The 20,911-nt window shown below is 30.7% G+C and carries 19 protein-coding genes and 1 riboswitch; of the genes, 18 read left to right on the top strand and 1 reads right to left on the bottom strand.

Annotated features, from left to right (window positions below; genetic code table 11):
• Positions 1-73: 73 nt before the first annotated feature.
• The 16 genes from rpsD (at position 74) to moeB (ending at position 16,385) form a co-directional block, all read left to right on the top strand.
• Positions 74-679 carry a 30S ribosomal protein S4 gene (gene rpsD / locus H518_RS0101595; RefSeq protein WP_028887451.1) on the top strand — a complete coding sequence of 202 codons (606 nt, stop codon included), beginning with the start codon at positions 74-76 and terminating at the stop codon, positions 677-679.
• Between the two features lie 94 nt (positions 680-773).
• Positions 774-1,766, top strand: a complete 993-nt coding sequence (locus tag H518_RS0101590) for a DNA-directed RNA polymerase subunit alpha (RefSeq protein WP_028887450.1) — start codon at positions 774-776, stop codon at positions 1,764-1,766.
• Between the two features lie 60 nt (positions 1,767-1,826).
• Entirely contained in the window at positions 1,827-2,300 is a 474-nt protein-coding gene (rplQ, locus tag H518_RS0101585) for a 50S ribosomal protein L17 (protein ID WP_028887449.1), read from the top strand.
• 98 nt (positions 2,301-2,398) lie between these two features.
• Positions 2,399-3,514, top strand: a complete 1,116-nt coding sequence (gene carA, locus H518_RS0101580; RefSeq protein WP_028887448.1) for a glutamine-hydrolyzing carbamoyl-phosphate synthase small subunit — start codon at positions 2,399-2,401, stop codon at positions 3,512-3,514.
• A gap of 125 nt (positions 3,515-3,639) precedes the next feature.
• Positions 3,640-4,929, top strand: coding sequence for a phosphopyruvate hydratase (eno, locus tag H518_RS0101575; RefSeq protein WP_028887447.1), 1,290 nt, complete (start codon positions 3,640-3,642; stop codon positions 4,927-4,929).
• Between the two features lie 194 nt (positions 4,930-5,123).
• Positions 5,124-6,410: a citrate synthase gene (locus H518_RS0101570; protein ID WP_028887446.1), complete on the top strand. Its 1,287-nt coding sequence runs from the start codon at positions 5,124-5,126 to the stop codon at positions 6,408-6,410.
• Positions 6,411-6,466: 56 nt separating this feature from the next.
• Positions 6,467-7,423, top strand: coding sequence for an arginase (locus H518_RS0101565; RefSeq protein ID WP_028887445.1), 957 nt, complete (start codon positions 6,467-6,469; stop codon positions 7,421-7,423).
• A gap of 586 nt (positions 7,424-8,009) precedes the next feature.
• Positions 8,010-8,104: riboswitch (TPP riboswitch) on the top strand.
• Positions 8,105-8,152: 48 nt separating this feature from the next.
• Entirely contained in the window at positions 8,153-8,356 is a 204-nt protein-coding gene (gene thiS / locus H518_RS0101560) for a sulfur carrier protein ThiS (protein WP_028887444.1), read from the top strand.
• A 31-nt stretch (positions 8,357-8,387) separates the two neighbouring features.
• Positions 8,388-10,247: a phosphomethylpyrimidine synthase ThiC gene (gene thiC, locus H518_RS0101555; protein ID WP_028887443.1), complete on the top strand. Its 1,860-nt coding sequence runs from the start codon at positions 8,388-8,390 to the stop codon at positions 10,245-10,247.
• 259 nt (positions 10,248-10,506) lie between these two features.
• Positions 10,507-11,103, top strand: a complete 597-nt coding sequence (locus H518_RS0101550; RefSeq protein WP_028887442.1) for a thiamine phosphate synthase — start codon at positions 10,507-10,509, stop codon at positions 11,101-11,103.
• A 152-nt stretch (positions 11,104-11,255) separates the two neighbouring features.
• Positions 11,256-12,011: a hydroxymethylpyrimidine/phosphomethylpyrimidine kinase gene (locus H518_RS0101545; protein ID WP_028887441.1), complete on the top strand. Its 756-nt coding sequence runs from the start codon at positions 11,256-11,258 to the stop codon at positions 12,009-12,011.
• Between the two features lies 1 nt (position 12,012).
• Positions 12,013-12,660 carry a thiamine phosphate synthase gene (thiE, locus tag H518_RS0101540; RefSeq protein ID WP_028887440.1) on the top strand — a complete coding sequence of 216 codons (648 nt, stop codon included), beginning with the start codon at positions 12,013-12,015 and terminating at the stop codon, positions 12,658-12,660.
• Positions 12,661-12,753: 93 nt separating this feature from the next.
• On the top strand, positions 12,754-13,524 hold the full coding sequence (locus tag H518_RS0101535; RefSeq protein ID WP_028887439.1) for a thiazole synthase: 771 nt from the start codon (positions 12,754-12,756) through the stop codon (positions 13,522-13,524).
• Positions 13,525-13,527: 3 nt separating this feature from the next.
• Entirely contained in the window at positions 13,528-14,640 is a 1,113-nt protein-coding gene (thiH, locus tag H518_RS0101530) for a 2-iminoacetate synthase ThiH (RefSeq protein ID WP_028887438.1), read from the top strand.
• Between the two features lie 23 nt (positions 14,641-14,663).
• Entirely contained in the window at positions 14,664-15,323 is a 660-nt protein-coding gene (locus tag H518_RS0101525; RefSeq protein WP_028887437.1) for a hypothetical protein, read from the top strand.
• 12 nt (positions 15,324-15,335) lie between these two features.
• Positions 15,336-16,385, top strand: coding sequence for a molybdopterin-synthase adenylyltransferase MoeB (moeB, locus tag H518_RS0101520; protein ID WP_028887436.1), 1,050 nt, complete (start codon positions 15,336-15,338; stop codon positions 16,383-16,385).
• Between the two features lie 82 nt (positions 16,386-16,467).
• Here moeB and H518_RS0101515 read toward each other — a convergent pair whose 3' ends face one another.
• On the bottom strand, positions 16,468-17,121 hold the full coding sequence (locus tag H518_RS0101515; protein ID WP_155995103.1) for a hypothetical protein: 654 nt from the start codon (positions 17,119-17,121) through the stop codon (positions 16,468-16,470).
• Positions 17,122-17,457: 336 nt separating this feature from the next.
• Between H518_RS0101515 and H518_RS19020 the strand changes: the two genes are divergently transcribed.
• Positions 17,458-17,793 (top strand): rhodanese-like domain-containing protein, encoded by a 336-nt coding sequence (locus tag H518_RS19020; protein WP_081411135.1) that lies wholly within the window; start codon positions 17,458-17,460, stop codon positions 17,791-17,793.
• 83 nt (positions 17,794-17,876) lie between these two features.
• Positions 17,877-20,897 carry a WGR domain-containing protein gene (locus tag H518_RS0101505; RefSeq protein WP_028887434.1) on the top strand — a complete coding sequence of 1,007 codons (3,021 nt, stop codon included), beginning with the start codon at positions 17,877-17,879 and terminating at the stop codon, positions 20,895-20,897.
• Positions 20,898-20,911 lie beyond the last annotated feature (14 nt).

Raw genomic sequence — 20,911 nt, 5'->3', positions numbered from 1 at the left:
TTTTAACTAAGGTAGGAACAAGATTATCGAAGGAGTAAGCCTTAATTCATAATCCCTACTAAAACAATAAGAAATGGCAAGATATACAGGACCAAAAACTAAAATTTCTCGTAAATTTGGTGAAGCAATTTTTGGAGATGATAAAAACTTCGAAAAAAGAAACTACCCACCAGGACAGCATGGAAATGCTAGAAGAAGAGGTAAAAAATCTGAGTATTCTACTCAGTTAATGGAGAAGCAAAAAGCGAAATACATGTATGGTATTTTAGAACGTCAATTCTCTAATTTATTTAAAAGCGCTTCTGCTTCTAAAGGAATTACAGGTGAGGTTTTATTACAATTATGTGAGTCTCGTTTAGACAATGTAGTGTACAGATTAGGAGTTTCTAACTCTCGTAGTGGAGCTCGTCAATTAGTATCTCACCGTCACATTACTGTAAATGGAGAAATTGTTAATATTCCTTCTTATAGTTTACAAGCTGGTGATGTTGTTGCTGTTAGAGAAAAATCTAAATCATTAGTAGCTATTGAAAGTGCATTAGCAAACAATAGTAACGTATTCGAATGGTTAAGCTGGAATTCTGATTTAAAATCAGGAACTTTCATTAAAGCTCCAGAGAGATTACAGATCCCTGAAAATATCAAGGAACAATTAATCGTAGAATTATATTCTAAATAATAAATTATTTATATTGTTACTTAGCCAAAGGGTCTGTTTGTATTTCTTCAAACTAACAAACCGCGCAACTAAGTAACAATTAAAACGAAGAAAAATGGCAATTTTAAATTTTCAAAAGCCTGACAAGGTAATTATGATTGAATCTACTGACTTTACAGGTAGATTTGAATTCAGACCTCTTGAACCAGGTTTTGGATTAACGGTTGGAAACGCTTTAAGAAGAGTTTTATTATCTTCATTAGAAGGGTTTGCTATCACATCATTACGCGTAGACAGTGTAGATCATGAGTTCTCAACAATTCAAGGAGTAGTAGAAGATGCAACAGAAATCATCTTAAACTTAAAACAAGTTCGTTTTAAGAAACAAATTGAAGAGACTGATAGAGAAACAGTATCTATTGCAGTATCAGGTCAAGAGCAATTAACTGCTGGAGATTTACAAAAATTTACTTCAGGTTTTCAAGTACTAAATCCAGATTTAGTAATTTGTAACATGGATAAATCTGTAAATTTCAATGCTGAAATTACTATCGAAAAAGGTAGAGGTTTCGTACCAGCAGAAGAAAACAAAAGAGCAGGTGCACCATTAGGAACAATTTTTACAGATTCTATTTACACTCCAATAAAGAATGTAAAATATGCTGTTGAAAATTATCGTGTAGAGCAAAAGACAGATTACGAAAAATTAGTTTTCGATATCGATACTGACGGTTCTATAAACCCTAAAGATGCCTTAACAGAAGCAGCTAAAATTTTAATCCACCACTTTATGTTATTCTCTGATGAGCGTATCACTTTAGAGGCAGATGAAATTGCTCAAACTGAAACATATGATGAGGAATCATTACATATGCGTCAGTTATTAAAGACGAAATTAGTTGATATGGATTTATCAGTTCGTGCTTTAAACTGTTTAAAAGCTGCAGAAGTAGATACTTTAGGAGATTTAGTATCTTTCAACAAAAGCGATTTAATGAAATTTAGAAATTTTGGTAAAAAATCATTAACTGAATTAGATGAGTTAGTGGCAAATAAAAGCCTTAATTTTGGAATGGACTTAAGCAAATACAAATTAGATAGAGATTAACCTTTCATATTTTGCTCCCCAAAGAGGGTTGATGCAAGATGAAAGCCAAAACCAAATGTCATGAGACACGGAAAGAAATTTAATCATTTAGGAAGACAAACAGCGCACAGAAAAGCAATGTTAGCAAATATGGGATGTTCTTTAATCGAACATAAACGTATTAATACAACAGTAGCTAAAGCAAAAGCTTTTCGTACGTTTATTGAGCCTATAATTACTAAGTCTAAAACAGATACGACTCATAATCGTCGTACAGTATTCAGTTATTTACGTAGCAAAGAAGCTGTAACCGAATTATTCAAAGAAATATCTGTAAAAGTAGCTGATAGACCAGGAGGATATGTACGTATCATCAAATTAGGAAACCGTCAGGGAGATAATGCTCCTATGGCAATGGTAGAATTAGTTGATTATAACGAATTATACAATCCAAAAGGAAACAAAGCTAAGAAGAACACTCGTCGTAGTCGTCGTGGTGGAGCAAAGACTGCTGATGCAGCTGTTGAAACTCAAACTTCACAAGAAGAAGAATAAAAATGAAAATTTTTATAAATTATATCAAAGGGATAAACATTTAATGTTTATCCCTTTTTTTTTATATTTTTGCACTCAAAAGACACAACATACACTAAATGAAATATCAACAACGTAAAAAAGCATTAGTTCTTTTAGCAGATGGAACCATTTTCTACGGGAAATCTATTGGAATTGAGGGAACTTCAACAGGAGAAATTTGTTTCAATACTGGAATGACTGGTTATCAAGAAGTATTTACAGATCCTTCTTACTTTGGTCAATTAATGGTAACAACCAATGCTCATATTGGTAATTATGGAATTAACAATGAAGAAGTTGAATCTGAAGGTATTAAAATTTCAGGGTTAATTTGTCGTAATTTCAGTTTTACGCATTCTCGAGTAGATTCAGATGGAAATTTATTTGATTGGTTTAAAGAGCATAATTTAGTAGCCATTTCTGATGTAGATACAAGAGCACTAGTTGCATACATAAGAGACAATGGAGCTATGAATGCAATTATTTCTACTGATGTAGATAATATTGATGCACTAAAGAAACAATTAGCTGATACACCAAATATGGTTGGTTTAGAGTTAGCTTCTAAAGTGTCAACTAAAGAGCCTTATTATGTAGGTGATGAAAATTCATCAATAAAAATATCAGCTTTAGATATCGGTATTAAAAAGAATATTTTGAGAAATTTTGTTAAAAGAGGCGCATATATAAAAGTTTACCCTTATAACGCAACTTTCGACCAAATGAGTGATTTTAATCCAGATGGTTATTTCATATCTAATGGACCTGGAGATCCTGAGCCTTTAGTTGATGCCCAAAATACAGCTAAAGAAATAATCAAAAAAGATTTACCTTTATTTGGTATTTGTTTAGGACATCAAGTAATTGCATTAGCCAATGGTATTTCTACTTACAAAATGCATAATGGACATAGAGGAATTAATCACCCTGTAAAAAATCTAATTACAGGAAAAGGTGAAATAACTTCTCAGAATCATGGATTTGCTATTAATAGAGAAGAAGCTGAAGCGCATACTGATGTTGAAATAACTCATGTACATTTAAATGACCATACAGTTGCTGGAATTAGAATGAAATCAAAAAATGTATTCTCTGTTCAATACCATCCAGAAGCAAGTCCTGGACCACATGACGCAGAATATTTGTTTGATGAATTTATTGAAAATATCAAAAAAGCAAAAGTAAAAGCGTAAACGTTTTCGTAATTAGTTTTTTCTAACTAATTAAAAAACAACTACTATTTGTAAATTAGCAATTATAAAAATAACATTCCCGTGGCTTAAAAAATCACGGGAATCTATATTAAAAATATAAAACTATGAGTATTATAATCAACATTCACGCACGTCAAATTTTTGACTCAAGAGGTAATCCAACTGTAGAAGTAGATGTTACTACAGATAACGGAGTTATGGGAAGAGCAGCAGTTCCTTCAGGAGCTTCTACAGGAGAACATGAAGCTGTTGAGTTACGTGATGGCGGAAAAGATTATATGGGTAAAGGAGTCTTAAATGCTGTAAAAAATGTGAATACACTAATTGCTCAAGAGTTATTAGGAGTATCTATATTTGAGCAAAACATGATTGATCAAATAATGATTGATTTAGATGGAACTCCAAATAAATCTGTTTTAGGAGCAAATGCAATTTTAGGAGTTTCTTTAGCAGTTGCAAAAGCAGCAGCTAATGAGTTAGGATTGCCTTTGTATAGATATGTAGGTGGTGTTTCAGCAAATACTTTACCAGTTCCAATGATGAATATTATCAATGGAGGTTCTCATTCTGATGCTCCGATTGCATTTCAAGAATTTATGATTGTACCTGTAAAAGCGAATAATTTTACAGAAGCAATGCAAGTAGGATCTGAGATTTTTCATAACCTAAAAAAGGTTTTACATGATCGTAATTTATCAACGGCAGTTGGTGATGAAGGTGGTTTTGCTCCAACTTTAGAAGGAACAGAAGATGCGATTGAAACAATAGCTTTAGCGACTGAAAATGCAGGATACAAATTTGGAGAAGAAGTAATGATTGCTTTAGATTGTGCTGCTGCTGAATTTTTTGTTGATGGTAAATATGATTATACTAAGTTTGAAGGAGCTAAAGGAAAAATCAGAACAAGTAAAGAACAAGCAGATTATTTAGTTGAATTAGCAGATAAATATCCAATTATCTCTATTGAAGATGGTATGGATGAAAATGACTGGGAAGGTTGGAAGTATTTAACCGAAATTTCTGGAAATAAAGTTCAATTAGTTGGTGACGATTTATTTGTAACTAATGTAGAGCGTTTATCTAGAGGAATTGAAAATGGAATTGCAAATTCAATTTTAATTAAAGTAAATCAAATAGGAACCTTAACAGAAACGATTGCAGCTGTAAATATGGCACATAATGCAGGGTATACATCAGTTATGAGTCACCGTTCAGGAGAAACAGAAGATAATACAATTGCAGATTTAGCAGTTGCATTAAACTGTGGTCAAATAAAAACAGGTTCGGCTTCTCGTTCAGACCGTATGGCAAAGTACAATCAATTATTACGTATAGAAGAAGAATTAGATGGTGTAGCATTTTATCCGCAAGCAAAAGCATTTAAAATAAAATAAGCATATACTTTAAGTATGTTATAAAAACCTTGTTAGAATTACTAACAAGGTTTTTTATGTTTATAAGAATTAATTAATAGGCTTTGCCTTTTTACGCTTTTAATGATGAAATTCTATCAAAACCAACTTTCAAAATACTACAAAAAATGGTATCTTCGCAATCAACTACAATCATTAAAATTTAAGAGATAAAAATGTCAGATATAGCAAAACTACAAATTGGTGATAACACGTATGAGTTTCCATTAATAAAAGGAACAGAAAATGAAACTGCGATTGATATTAAAACATTAAGAGGTGCAACCGAAGGTGTTATAACTATTGATCCAGGATATAAGAATACAGGCTCTTGCCAGAGTGCTATTACATTTTTAAATGGAGAAGAAGGAATTTTAAGATATAGAGGTTATTCTATTGAAGAATTAGCAGAAAAAGCTGATTTTTTAGAAGTTGCTTATTTGTTGATTTTTGGAGAATTACCTACAAAAGTTGAGTTAGAGAAATTTCATAATGATATTAGAGAAAAAGCGATTGTAGATGAAGATATAAAAAAAATTATAGAAGCATTTCCTAGAACGGCCCATCCGATGGGTGTTTTATCATCTTTAACAAGTGCATTAGTAGCATTTAATCCTACTTCTGTAAATGTAGATTCTGAAGAAGAGATGTACAATGCTATTGTTAAAATATTAGCGAAATTTCCTGTTTTAGTAGCTTGGACAATGCGTAAGAAGCAAGGTTTACCTTTAAATTATGGAAGTAATAATTTAGGTTATGTAGAGAATGTTATGAAAATGATGTTTGAAAAGCCAACAGAAGAGTACGTAATAAACCCAATAGTAAAAGACGCTCTTGATAAATTATTAATATTACATGCCGATCACGAACAAAATTGTTCTACATCTACAGTAAGAATTGTAGGTTCTTCTCACGCTGGATTATTTGCATCGCTTTCTGCTGGGATTTCTGCACTATGGGGACCATTACATGGTGGAGCAAACCAAGCTGTATTAGAAATGTTAGAAGCTATTAGACAAGATGGTGGAGATACTAAAAAATACATGGCAAAAGCAAAAGATAAAAACGATCCTTTCCGTTTAATGGGATTCGGACACCGTGTTTATAAGAACTTTGATCCAAGAGCAAAAATTATTAAAGTTGCTGCTGATGAAGTTTTAGCTGATTTAGGTATTGATGATCCAATTTTAGAAATTGCAAAATCATTAGAACAAGAAGCTTTAAATGATGAGTATTTCGTTAAACGTAAATTATATCCGAATGTAGATTTTTACTCAGGAATTATTTATCGTGCTATGGGTATTCCAGTAGAAATGTTTACAGTAATGTTTGCATTAGGTCGTTTACCAGGTTGGATTGCGCAATGGAAAGAAATGAGATTAGGAAAAGAGCCTATCGGACGTCCACGTCAAGTTTATACAGGAGAAAACCAGAGACCATTCGTAAAAGTAAGTAAAAGATAAAATAAACAAAAAATGTCATTTAAAATTTAGATGGCATTTTTTATTAAATATAATTGATGATGAAAGAAATTAAAATTATCAAAAATAGGTCAGATATCGGAGCAGGAACACGTGGTTCTGATATGGGTATAGATGCTATTGAAATAGCTGCAATCAATCAAAATAACGATTTTTTTAATCGTTTTGAATTTGAAGATGTTATTACAGAAAATGAATCTGTTTATAACAAAAAAAACAATTCGTTTGGTAAGCAAATAAGAAGTGTTTTTAATCAATGTAAAAGAGTAAGTAACCATGTAAAAGTAAACTTACAAGAAGGTAAGTTTCCTATAGTTATTTCTGGAGATCATTCATCAGCTTTAGGTACTATAAGTGGTGTTAAAGCAGCAAATCCAACAAAAAGAGTTGGTGTTGTTTGGATTGATGCTCATGGAGATTTACACACGCCTTATACCTCTCCTTCTGGAAACATACATGGTATGCCATTAGGGGCCGTTATTTCTGATGATAATTTAGATTGTCAGGTAAATGATGTTAATAGAGAAACAGCAGAGTTGTGGGACCGAATGAAAAATATTGGAGTTCCTGGGCAAAAAGCTTTACCTGAAGATATCGTTTTTTTTGGAGTTCGTGATACAGAAGAACCTGAAGAAAAACAAATGGAAAAATATGGTATTAAAAACTATATGGTTGCAGAAGTTCGTTATCGTGGGTTAGAAGTATGTGTAAATGAAGCATTGGATAAATTATCTGATTGTGATATTATTTATGTGTCTTTTGATGTTGATGCAATGGATTGTGACATGATTTCTTATGGTACAGGTACACCAGTTCCTAAAGGTTTTGATGATAAAGAAATTGTTAAAATTATAAATGGCTTACTAGAAAGTAAAAAGGTAGTCTGTGTTGAATTTGTAGAAGTAAATCCATTATTAGATTTTAAAGGAAATAAAATGGCAGAAACAGCTTTTGACGTACTTCAAGAAGTTGCAAAAACTATTAAAGAATTATAAAAAAATATTTTTATATAAATAAAGCCTGTTCTTTTAGTCAAAAGGACAGGCTTTATTAATTACACTAAATATATTTAGTATAATTAATTTGAGACTTATCATTTTAGGGAAGATAAATCTCAAAAGATGCTTACCAAGTAACCTTAGAAGGAGATGTTGAAGCAACGCACTTAAAACGGTAACTTATACTTGATGTGTAAATCACGTTTACAATCCGTTTAATGCTTCATTAAATACTTTACGACTTTCTGCTATTAGAGAGGTAAGCAGTCAATCCATCTTCAAATGTTTCTTTTTTGCTTATGTTTCAGTATTTATAATAAGTTTGGTTAGTTTACCTACTCATAAGGCTTTTTGGTTCGCGTATTCTATAATTTAACTTATAGAAAAACGTTTATAAGTGGATTTCATTCCACCATTTATATGTCTTCACTTTATATGTTAAATGTATAATTAAAAAATAGTTGTTTAGATAAAAAGGTTTTAATCGTTTGTTTTTCAGGTATAAGCGATTGATAATTGAGAAGGAATATTAAAAAATAAGAATAAAAAACTTGTTTTTTAAAAAATAAGAATACATTTGTCTCGTAAACTTTAGGAGTAGCTATTAAATTAGTTTGAGAAAAATCCTTAGAACCTGATTTGGTTAATACCAGCGTAGGGAAAAGTTATCTTCGATAAAATTATATCGAGTTACTACCATTCGGTTTACAGTAATATTATATAAATATGATTACTATAAAAGTAAACCAAAAAGACCATCAAGTTTTAGAAAACCTAACTCTACAAGAGTTTGTTGAATATTTAAAAATTCAAACAAACGGAATTGCTATTGCTATAAATAGTACTGTGGTAAAAAGAACAGATTGGTCTTTAAAGTTACTTCAAAATAATGATGATATTTTAATTATAAGATCTACTCAAGGAGGATGATTTTTATTTTAAAAGCAAACTACTTTATCAAATGAAGAACAAAGACACAGCACCAAAGCAAAACGGAATTACAAGAAAACCATTTCCGAATTCTAAGAAGATTTATGTAAACGGAAAAATTCACCCGCAAATTAAAGTAGCAATGCGTGAAATTTCGTTAAGTGACACGGTTGATTCTATGACAAAAAAGAAAACGCCAAACGAACCTGTAACAGTTTATGATACTTCAGGACCTTATACTGATCCTACTAAAGAAATTGACGTGCATAGTGGAATTGAAAGAATTCGTGAATCTTGGATTAAAGACCGTGGTGATGTTGAGCAGTTAACTGAGTTTTCTTCAGAATACTGTAACGAACGCTTAAACGATGCTAGTTTAGATCATATGCGTTTTAAGTTATTAAAAAATCCTTTAAGAGCTAAAAAAGGACAAAACGTAACACAATTACATTACGCTAAAAAAGGAATCATTACTCCAGAAATGGAATACATTGCTATTCGTGAAAATCAGCGAATAGATGAAATGACCGAAATAAGAAAACAACACAAAGGAGAACATTTTGGAGCTAATATTCCAGATAAAATTACTCCAGAATTTGTACGATCAGAAGTAGCTAGAGGTCGAGCAATCATACCATCAAACATAAATCACCCAGAAGCTGAACCTATGATTTTAGGAAGAAATTTCTTGGTGAAAATCAATGCAAATATTGGTAACTCTGCTGTAACATCATCAATTGAAGAAGAAGTAGAAAAAGCTGTATGGGCTTGCCGTTGGGGAGCAGATAATATTATGGATTTATCTACAGGAGAAAATATTCATGAAACCCGCGAATGGATTATTCGTAATTCACCAGTACCAGTAGGAACAGTACCAATTTATCAAGCATTAGAAAAAGTAAACGGAGTTGCAGAAGATTTAACATGGGAGATTTTTCGTGACACGTTAATAGAACAAGCCGAGCAAGGAGTAGATTACTTTACTATTCATGCAGGAGTTTTGTTACGTTACGTACCAATGACAGCAAAACGTGTTACAGGAATTGTATCTCGTGGAGGATCAATTATGGCAAAATGGTGTTTAGCACATCATAAAGAAAGTTTCTTGTATACACATTTCGAAGACATTTGCGAAATATTAAAACAGTATGATGTTGCCTTTTCATTAGGTGATGGGTTACGTCCAGGTTCTGTAGCCGATGCTAATGATGAAGCACAATTTGCTGAGTTAGAAACCTTAGGAGAATTAACACAAATAGCACGTAAGCACGAAGTACAGTGTTTTATCGAAGGGCCAGGGCATGTACCAATGCACATGATTAAAGAAAATATGGAGAAGCAAATAGAACTTTGCGACGAAGCTCCTTTTTATACTTTAGGGCCTTTAACAACTGATATTGCACCTGGTTATGATCATATAACATCAGGAATTGGTGCCGCTATGATTGGTTGGTACGGATGCGCAATGTTATGTTATGTAACGCCAAAAGAACATTTAGGTTTACCAAATAAAGAAGATGTACGAGTAGGAGTTATAACTTATAAGTTAGCAGCCCATGCTGCCGATTTAGCAAAAGGACATCCTGGTTCTCAGCATAGAGATAATGCATTAAGTATGGCTCGTTTTGAGTTTCGTTGGGAAGATCAGTTTAATTTAGGATTAGATCCAGAACGTGCTCGTGAATATCATGATGAAACTTTGCCTGCTGCCGGTGCAAAAATTGCACACTTTTGTTCTATGTGTGGTCCAAAATTTTGTTCAATGAAAATATCTCAAGAAGTGCGTGATTTTGCAGCTGTTAATGACATTGTAGATAACGAAGTAATTGCGAAAGGTATGGAAGAGAAATCGAAAGAATTTAAAGAGAAAGGATCAGAAGTATATTTATAAAATAATTAGGAGGTTCCTACGCCTTTAAAAAAAAGGCGTAGTCGAGCTTTCCGTTATATCTTTTGCTTGTTCTCGATATAAATTTATTTCGTTTTACTACATAAATTCACTCGAACAGACAGCAAAAGGATGCCACTACAATCCCTAACCTAAAAAAACACCTGTTATTACGAGGAGGAAACGACGAAGTAATCTAGCATTTCAATAATAAATTAGATTATTTTTGTATAAAATTAATAGCTATTAAAATCAAACTAATATGATTGTACTTATTGCCCCAGAAAAAGATGTAGAAAACGAAATTGTAATTCTACACCAATTATTTGAAGCAGGATTAGCATATTATCATCTTAGAAAACCATTTAAGAGTTATGAAGAACATGTATCTTATTTAAATCAAATATCAGAGAAACATCACACTAAAATAGTTGTTCATTATTTTCATGAATTAACAAATGAATTCAATTTAAAAGGAATCCATTTTCAAGAACAAAAAAGACGAGATGCTTTAGAAAACGGAAGTCGATATTTTATAGGATTAAATATGTTAGGAAAAACAATGAGTAGTTCTTTTCATGAACCAGAAGAATTAGCCGCTTGCGATATCGAATTTGATTATCATTTATTAAGTCCAGTTTTTTCATCTATTTCAAAAGAAGGATATGAAGGAAGAGGTTTTAATGTAACAAATATTGATAAACCAATTGTTGGAATGGGAGGAATTAATATAGAAACCATAGCTGAAACCATTCAACTAGGTTATAAAGGTATTGGAGTATTAGGAGGTGTTTGGAATACAGAAAATCCTGTAGAGAGTTTTAAGAAGATAAAAGATAAGTTTGATTCCTTAGTTTGATTAAAAGAAAATTCTAGCTGTCAGTTCGAGTGTTTTTATGAAATGATAACGGAATAAAAATGTATCGAGAATATGTTTATAAAACTAAGTTATTCAGAAAATTAAAATGTAATTATCAGTTTAAGCGCAGTCGAGAACTAAATAAAAATAATTTGAATACTAAAAATTACATACTAACCATTGCAGGTTTAGATCCGTCAAGCGGAGCAGGAATTACTTCAGATATTAAAACATTTGAGGCACATGGTTTATACGGTGTGTCGGTATGTACTGCGGTTACTGTTCAAAATGATGTTGATTTTAAAAATTGTGTTTGGATAGATGAACAAATAATTATAGCACAAATTGAAACATTGTTTGAACGTTTTCCTATCTCAGTAGTAAAAATAGGAATTATTCAATCTTGGAATGTTTTGTTAGCTATAATTCAAACGTTGAGAAAATTAAATCCAACAATACAAATTGTAGTAGATCCAATTTTAAAAGCAAGTGCAGGATTTGAATTTCATACAAATCAAAATTTAAAAACACTCGAACAAGTATTAGATAATTGTGATTTTATAACACCAAATTACAACGAAATAAAAGCGTTATTTCCAGATAAGGATATAGAAGAAACTATAGCCTTTATTTCAGAAAAAACAAATGTTTATTTAAAAGGAGGTCATAGAACAGATAAAAAAGGATGGGATGAAGTATACTATAGTAAGATAGTAAAAATGAATATTCCGCCTATATCCGATACTGTTTTTGAGAAACATGGTAGTGGATGTGTTTTATCATCAACATTGGCAGCTAATTTAGCATTAGAGCTTTCTTTAGAAGATGCTTGTAAAAATACAAAAAGGTATACCGAACAATTTTTAAATTCAAACGAATCACTTTTAGGAACCCATAATTATAAATAAAATGATAAGTAAATTACATTATATAACACAAGGTAAAACAGCACAAGAACATTTAGATAATATTCAAAATGCTTGTGCATCTGGAGCCGAATGGGTACAATTACGATTAAAAGGTTTTGATCCTAAAACGATTTTAGAAACGGCAAAAAAAGCAAGAGAAATAACAGGGCACTTTCAAACCCGTTTAATTATAAACGATTACTATAAAGTAGCTAAAGAAGTAAATGCAGACGGCGTTCATTTAGGAAAAAGTGATGCTTGTCCCATAAAAGTACGTGCTTATTTAGGTAAATTCTATTCAGTTGGGGGAACAGCCAATACTTTAGAAGATTGTAAAAAATTACTAGAAAAGAAAGTTGATTATATTGGTTTAGGCCCTTTTCAATTTACTGAAACTAAAAAGAATTTAAGTCCAGTTTTAGGAGTTGAAGGATACCAGCAGATTGTTAAAGAATTACAAACAGAAACGCCAATAATAGCTATTGGAGGTATTACTTTAGATAATGTTACAGATGTTTTAAAAACAAAGGTTTACGGTGTAGCTGCATCGGGTGTAATAACAAAAGATTTTACTAGTATTCCTGTTTTTCATAAAATTTTAAATACACCAAGTATGCAAGAGCAAGTATACAAAATGGATGACAAGTAGTTTTTTGTGTCTCCTCGAGCGCAGTCGAAAGGTTTTTTAGCTTCATAAATTATTTAAAAAGACTCGACTACGATCAACCTAACAAGAAATAAGATGAATAATATATTAAAAATAGCAGATAAAGAATTTACATCGCGTTTATTCACAGGAACAGGAAAATTTAGTTCTTCAATTTTAATGAAAGAAGCACTCCTAGTTTCAGAAAGTGAATTAATAACTGTAGCTTTAAAAAGAGTAGATGTTCAAAATAAAGAAGATGATATTTTAACACATTTAAATCATGCTCATATTAATTTATTACCCAATACATCGGGTGTTCGAACAGCAAAAGAAGCAATTTTTGCAGCAGAATTATCAAGAGAAGCATTGGAAACTAATTGGGTAAAATTAGAAATACATCCCGATCCTAGGTATTTATTACCCGATCCTATTGAAACTTTAAAAGCGGCAGAAGAATTGGTGAAATTAGGATTTGTAGTAATGCCTTATATTCATGCCGACCCTGTTTTATGTAAGCGATTAGAAGAGGTAGGAATACAATGTGTAATGCCATTAGGTGCGCCAATAGGAAGTAATAAAGGATTAAAAACACAAGATTTTTTAGAAATAATTATAGAACAATCTAATGTTCCTGTAATTGTAGATGCAGGTATTGGAGCACCATCTCATGCAGCTTATGCAATGGAGTTAGGAGCCGATGCTGTATTGGTAAATACTGCTATTGCAGTATCTCAAAATCCAGTAGCAATGGCAAAAGCGTTTAAAATGGCAGTAGAAGCTGGTAGAATGGCGTATGAAGCAAAACTAGCACCGATAAGACAAGAGGCAGAAGCAAGTAGTCCGTTAACATCGTTTTTAAATTAAACAATGAGTAATTTTAAAGATTTTTTTGATACTTATAATTGGGATGATACCTTAAAAAGTATTTTTCACAAAACTACTGTTCAGGTTGAGCTTGCTTTATCAAAAGATAAACTTGATTTAGAAGATTTTAAGGCATTAATATCTCCAGCAGCTCGACCATATATCGAGCAAATGGCACAGAAGAGCAGTTTGCTTACTAAAAAACGATTTGGTAATACCATACAAATGTATGCGCCAATGTATTTAAGTAATGAATGCCAGAATATCTGTACATATTGTGGTTTTAGTATGACGAATAAAATACCTAGACGTACTTTAACTGATACTGAAATATTAAAAGAAGTCGCTTTTTTAAAAGAAAAAGGGTATGATCATATTTTGTTAGTCACAGGTGAAGCTAATAGAACAGTTGGTGTTGCATATATAAAAAATGCAATCGAATTAATTCGTTCTCAATTTTCAAATGTTACGATTGAAGTGCAACCTTTAGATCAGGATGAATACGAATCATTAATTGAAGCAGGGTTGTATGCAGTATTGGTATATCAAGAAACGTATCATAGAGAAGAGTATAAGAAACATCATCCGAAGGGAAAAAAATCTAATTTTAATTATCGTTTAGATACACCAGATAGGTTAGGGAAAGCAGGAATTCATAAAATAGGATTGGGTGCTTTATTCGGATTAGAAGATTGGCGCGCCGATAGTTTTTTTACAGCATTGCATTTAAAATATTTACAAAAAACATATTGGAAAACAAAGTATTCTATTTCATTTCCAAGGTTACGACCACATTCAGGTGGACTAGAACCAAAGGTTGAAATGACTGATGCTGATTTAGTACAATTAATTTGTGCTTTTCGCTTATTTGATGAAGATGTAGAATTGTCAATGTCAACTAGAGAAAGCGAGGTTTTTAGAAATAATATTGTTAATTTAGGAGCCACATCAATTAGTGCGGAATCTAAAACAAATCCAGGAGGTTACGTTGTAGAACCACAATCGTTAGAACAATTTGAAATATCTGATGAACGAAGTACAGAGGAAGTTGTTAAAATGTTGAAAAACCAAGGTTTAGAAGTGGTTTGGAAGGATTGGGAAACCTTTAAGAATTAGTGAATTAAAATAAAAAAAGAATTATGAAAAAGAAAATCATCTTAATTACAGTATTATTGGCATGCTTAATAAGTACTCAATGTACTAAACTAGTAGATAAAAAAGATTTTGATTATGGAAAAGTTGAAAATAATGTCTACAGCAATTCTTTCTTTGATTTTAAAATGGAAGTACCATCAGGTTGGATTGTTCAAACAAAGGAGCAAACAGATAAGATTAGAGAGATAGGTAAAAAAGTGGTTATTGGAGAAGATAAAAATTTAGAAGCAATAGTAAAGGCATCTGAAGTTAATTCTGCTTATTTATTAACAGTATTTCAACATGAAGTTGGTGCAGCGGTTGAATATAATCCTGGTTTTATGTTATTGGTAGAAAATTTAGATTTTGCCCCAGGTATAAAAACAGGGGCTGATTATTTATTTAATGCAAAAAAGCTATTAAAACAATCGAAAATCGAATACCAAGGTTATGATAATGAAATTGAAGAAGTAGAAATTAATAAACAAAATTTTTACGTAATGAGTCTTAGTATAGAATATGCAGGGGTTAATATCAAGCAAAAATATTTTACAACCATTCGTAATGGTTTTAGTATTAATCTAATCATGTCTTTTGTAGATGATAATCAAAAAGAAATTTTAGAGAAAACATTAAAAACATTTAAGTTTAAAGACAAAGAGTAAACTATTCTATAGATGTTAACAAACGAAGAACAAAAACAATACAACCGTCATCTTATTTTAGATAAAATAGGAGAAAAAGGGCAATTAAAATTAAAACAAGCGAAGGTTTTGGTTATAGGAGCTGGTGGATTGGGTTGCCCTGTATTGCAATATTTAACAGCAGCAGGTATTGGAAACATCGGAATTATAGATGATGATGTAGTTGATCAAAGTAACTTACAACGTCAAATTTTATACACAATTGATGATATTGGCGTTTCAAAAGCAGCAACAGCAGCAAAACGCTTATCAAAATTAAATCCGTTTGTAGATTTTTCTATTTATAAAGAAAAATTGACGAGAAAAAATGCCATTTCATTATTCAATAAATATGATGTAATTGTAGATGGAAGTGATAATTTTTCCACAAGATACTTAACAAATGATGCTGCGGTAATAACAAACAAACCATTGGTGTATGGTGCCATCTTTAAATTTGAAGGACAAGTAAGTGTTTTTAATTATAAAGGAAGTGCTACGTACAGATGTTTATACCCAACACCACCAAAATCAGATGAATCACCAAACTGTTCACAAATTGGTGTTTTAGGTGTGTTACCAGGAATTATAGGAAGCTTGCAAGCAAACGAAGCGATTAAAATTATTTTAGAAATAGGTGAGGTGTTAGCAAATAAATTATTGATGTATGATACCTTAAGTATGCGTCAAATGCTATTGAAATTTGAAAAATCAGCAAATATAGAGATCACTGAATTAGAAAAAGATTACGACTTTTTCTGTGGTATAAAAGCTGTAGCTAGTGAAATTACTCTTGATGATTTACAAAATAATATAGCTAAGTATAATTTATTAGACGTACGTGAAAATTGGGAACGTGAACAAAATCATATTAACGGACAACATATTCCTTTAGGAGAATTACAACAACGTTTTAAAGAGTTGAAAACAGATAAACCACTCGTAGTATATTGTAAATCAGGTGTGCGAAGTAAGAGAGCTATAGCATTTTTAGAAGACGAAAATTTAGGGATGAGTTTCGTAAACTTAAAAGGAGGGATGTGAAGTTCTTTTATTCATTCTTTATAGGCCTTATTACAAGACAGAAAAGTATTTTTCGTTTTTATTAGAATGCATAAATTTCAAATTAACTCAATAAATTTTTTAGATTAATTTTGTTATTGATTGCATCTCCTACTATATCTTTAAATATTTTTAATTCAGAATCTGAATGAACCTTATTTGGGTAGTCTTCACAGATTTTTCTTATTTTAATTAAAGTGTCATCTTGTTTAGGTTTTTCTAAATCACTTTTGTCTAACACCAAAATTACTTCCTGAATTGGTTTATTAGATAATATAAATAAGCGTTTACTTATTCCTATAAGAGAATTAATGACCTCACCATTTTTAATAATCTGACCTCTTTTTTCTTTAAATTTCTTTTCAGTAACCTTAGTGTTATTCTCAAATAATTTTTGATAAGCTTTTCTGTAAGAATTTTCATCTTGAGAAGCCTCTTTATTGTCTAAAAATTTAAAGAACCTGTTCTTTATTCCATTATCAAAATGTTGTAACGTTACAACAAAAGTATCGCAATTAATATCGTGTAGAAACTTATTTCTAAAATTCATTTGTAATTCAATATTTAAGCGTTCCTCCGGAGATAAAACATTAATATCATAAAGTAAATCTATTTTACTTTTGAAACTTATACCTGCTTTATTGCCAAAATTTTTAGTTTTAGATTTGTCATCTATCCCTAAGTAAACAAGAAGAAGAGTATTAATAGATTCTTCCATTTTTAGTGAAAAATTTAGGATTTCGGTTCTAAGTTCCATAAATAAATTTTGTTTTTAGATAATAAATATTAAAAACTTATGTGTTAATTTTCACAAGGTTGTTCGTTACAACTTATCGAGTTTATTGATTCAAATTTAATACATTTATTTTAAATTTTTAGTGTCTTTTTTAAATGTTTAAGGGCCTAATCTATACCATTCTTCTACTGCGTTAAAAGGTGTTTTTACATTAAGTTACCCTCTTAGACTACCATGTCTTCTGTATAGATTGAAATGCTCTAAAAAACTCATAAGATCTTTGTTTATTTGTTCTAAATAGGTGTAAGTGGTTATTTTATGGTTTTGTTTTTAATAATATCATTGGCTTTCTCTACCATTCCGTTTGTTTTTGGAGTAAATGTAGCTAATGAAATTACTCTTGATGATTTACAAAATAATATAGCTAAGTATAATTTATTAGACGTACGTGAAAATTGGGAACGTGAACAAAATCATATTAACGGAGAACATATTCCTTTAGGAGAATTACAACAACGTTTTAAAGAGTTGAAAACAGATAAACCACTCGTAGTATATTGTAAATCAGGTATGCGAAGTAAAAGAGCTATAGTGTTTTTAGAAGATGAAAATTTAGGGATGAGTTTCGTAAACTTAAAAGGAGGTTTGATGTAATTATTTTTTTGTAAAAAGATATATAAAGAAATTTATCTTGTTCTAAATAAGTTATATATTTAGAGTGTAAAAAAAGATAAAGCTTGAAATTAATTAAACAGAAAAAATTATATTTTTCAGACGAAAAATCAGACAAAGTTTATGAAGTAGATTTATGCGAGAGTCAAGATTTATTTGTTGTAAACTTTAGGTATGGTAGAAGAGGTGCAAATTTAAGAGAAGGCACAAAAACTGTTTTTCCTGTATCTTATGAAGAAGCCCAAAAAACTTTTAATAGTTTAGTAGAAAGTAAGGAAAAGAAAGGCTATTCAGAAATCTTGCAAGAAGCAATTAAAGTAACTGAAAGTTTACATAAAGACGAAAATACTGCAAGAAAAGAAACAATTTTAAAATACTTAAATCAATCAATTAAAGGTACCTATACAAGAAATTGGAAAGTATCTAAAATTATTGCGAGGGTAGGCGTTTTAAAAATTAGAGAAGCAATACCACAAATAGCTCAATTTATCCACTCATCAGATGAATTTGAGCAGTACAATACAATTAATGTACTAGCAGAATTTAACCAAGCCAATTACGTAACAGAAATTTTAACTGTTTTTAAAGATCATAACTTAAAAACAATTGTAGGTAGAGTAGCTTGTGCTTATATATTACGATACGGAAGTGTTAAGGATAAACAAATAATACATGCTGAGGTTAGGAAACATATTTCGGAAGAAGAAATAACATCTTTAGCGTTACAGTTTGTAGGAAATAATAAAGGAAACCCAATGTTCTTATTTTATGCATACTTATATGCGTATGATAATGATAGTTTAAGAGATGAATTATTTAAATTATTAGAAAAAGTTCCTTTAAAAGTAAATACATTTAAATCGATACGTTATATATATAGAGCAGCTTGCGTAATAAATGATACTCGATTTTTTGCGTTATTAGCTAAACAAATAGCAATTGGTAAAGCAGGTTATACTTCTGATTACCCAAGTGTAAAAGGAGAATGGGTTTATGCTTTTGAAGAAAAGAAAAAACAAAACCCAGGAATAGCTTTTTCTGGTAAAACAAAAGATTATTTTACTAAAAACAGTTATAAAAATATATACAACTTAAGTGTTGAAAATCAAGAAGCCTATATTCAATATGCCACTGATATACTATGTGTTTTAGATGATGATGGAGATCAAGTAACTGAGCGTGTAGAGCATGATTATGTTTATAATCCTGCAACAAGAAATTACGATATAGAAAAAAAGTGTTATCCTAAATACCATCAATTTTCTGCTTTAATGTATATTTTGTATGGTAGTTCTAGTAGGTTTAAAGAGCAAAAGAATAAGTGGTATTATATAGAAAGTACAACTAACGAAGTTGTAAGAGAAGAAATGTTGTCTAGTGTTTGGAATCAAAAACCAACTGAAGTATTATACATACTAGCAAATGCTAAAAGTACAATTGCAGTAGATTTTTGTTTACGTATAATAAAAGATAACGCTCATTTTTTAGAAAACCTATCTGACGAAATATTTTCAAAATTACTAGCTCATAAACATCCAAAGGTATTAGAGTTAGTAACAGCATTGTTAGAAGCAAAATATGCAACAAGTCAACCAGAAAAAATTATTTTAATAACGCTTTTAGCATCTAAAAATGATAAAGCAGTTGCCTTAGGTTTAAAATGGTTACAAAAATACGAAGCATCTTATTTAATAAATACTTCATTAGTTACAGAGTTACTACTTACCGATGAGATTTTGGTAATAAAATATTTAACAGAAGTATATAAAAATAGTGTAGCCTATGATACGATTATAGCAATAGATTATTTGCAAGAACTATTTAAAGAAGCGTCTACTTACTCATTTAGCTTTTTAATAGCTGTAAGCAATTTAATAGGGAATACTTTATTTGGTAAGTTATTAAGTGATACCCCTGTTAAAAAAATAGTGGAATTAGCAGCTTCAAATTCTGTAACAAATAAATTATTCGCAATTAATTTAGCAAAACATAACGCTACGCCCGCTTACGATTTATTTAAAGAAAATTATAAAGAATATATAACGTCAGAAGAAGAAGTGTTAAGAAGTGCGGGTATCGAACTTTTAGCACACTTTCCTGACAAATATTTAATAAAAAACAAAGAAGACATCGTTAGTTTCTGTTTTTCTGAATATTCAGAAGTAAGAAAAGCAATTCGACCTACGGTTGATAAATTAACAAAATTAGATAGCGAGTTTAAAGATAGTTTATTAAAACAATTATTAGCATATATAACAGAAGCTGAAAGTTATGAAGGCTTGCATGAGAATTGTTATGAAACTCTAATACAATTATACGGAGCTGATTTAAAAGAGTTATCAAAAGAAGGAATAATAACATTAGTGCTGTCAAAATATGAATTTGCACAAAAACTAGGAACTCCGATTTTTGAAAGTAACATAAGCATGAGTGCCTTAAGTATGTCAGATTTAATACGTTTAGCTCATAGTGATGTGTTTTCTATAAGAACAAGACTAGAAACTTACTTTAAAAATAACGTAGCTAGGGTAAATTACGAATTAGAAGAAGCATTGCCTATTTTTAATACTAATTGGCAAGATGTTATTGACTGGGGGTGTGATTATTTTAGTGAACATATAGATGCCAAAAATTGGACTGTACAAATGTTATTATATGTATGTGATCACGTAAAAGAGCAAGTGCAACATTTAGGACGAAGTATGGCGGTAAAACATTTTTCAGAAGAAAAAGGACTGCCTTTACTTGTTAGCTTACAAGAACATCCTGCAAAGAGCATGCAATTTTTTACAACCAATTATTTAAACACTTACGCTTCGGATAATGTAGCGGTAATTTTAAAATTAGAAGATTACTTTAAAACGACCTTGTTTTATATAAACTCAAACAGAGCTACAAAAACCAGAGTGTATTCCTTTTTAGAAAAAGAATCTGAAAAACATAAAGAAGTAGCTTTAATGACAGTACGAATTTTAAATACCATTTTAGATACCAAAACGGTTACTGATAAAGATAAAATTATAGATATATTATTAACTATTTCTGAAAAGCACTCAGATGTAGCAATACCATTATTAATTAAATAAAGTTAAGAAGAAGA

The sequence above is a fragment of the Tenacibaculum ovolyticum DSM 18103 genome, from assembly GCF_000430545.1.
GTDB classification, from domain to species: Bacteria; Bacteroidota; Bacteroidia; order Flavobacteriales; family Flavobacteriaceae; genus Polaribacter; species Polaribacter ovolyticus.
The sequence above is the reverse complement of the archived record's forward strand: the minus strand, read 5'-3'. Positions and strand labels throughout refer to the sequence as shown.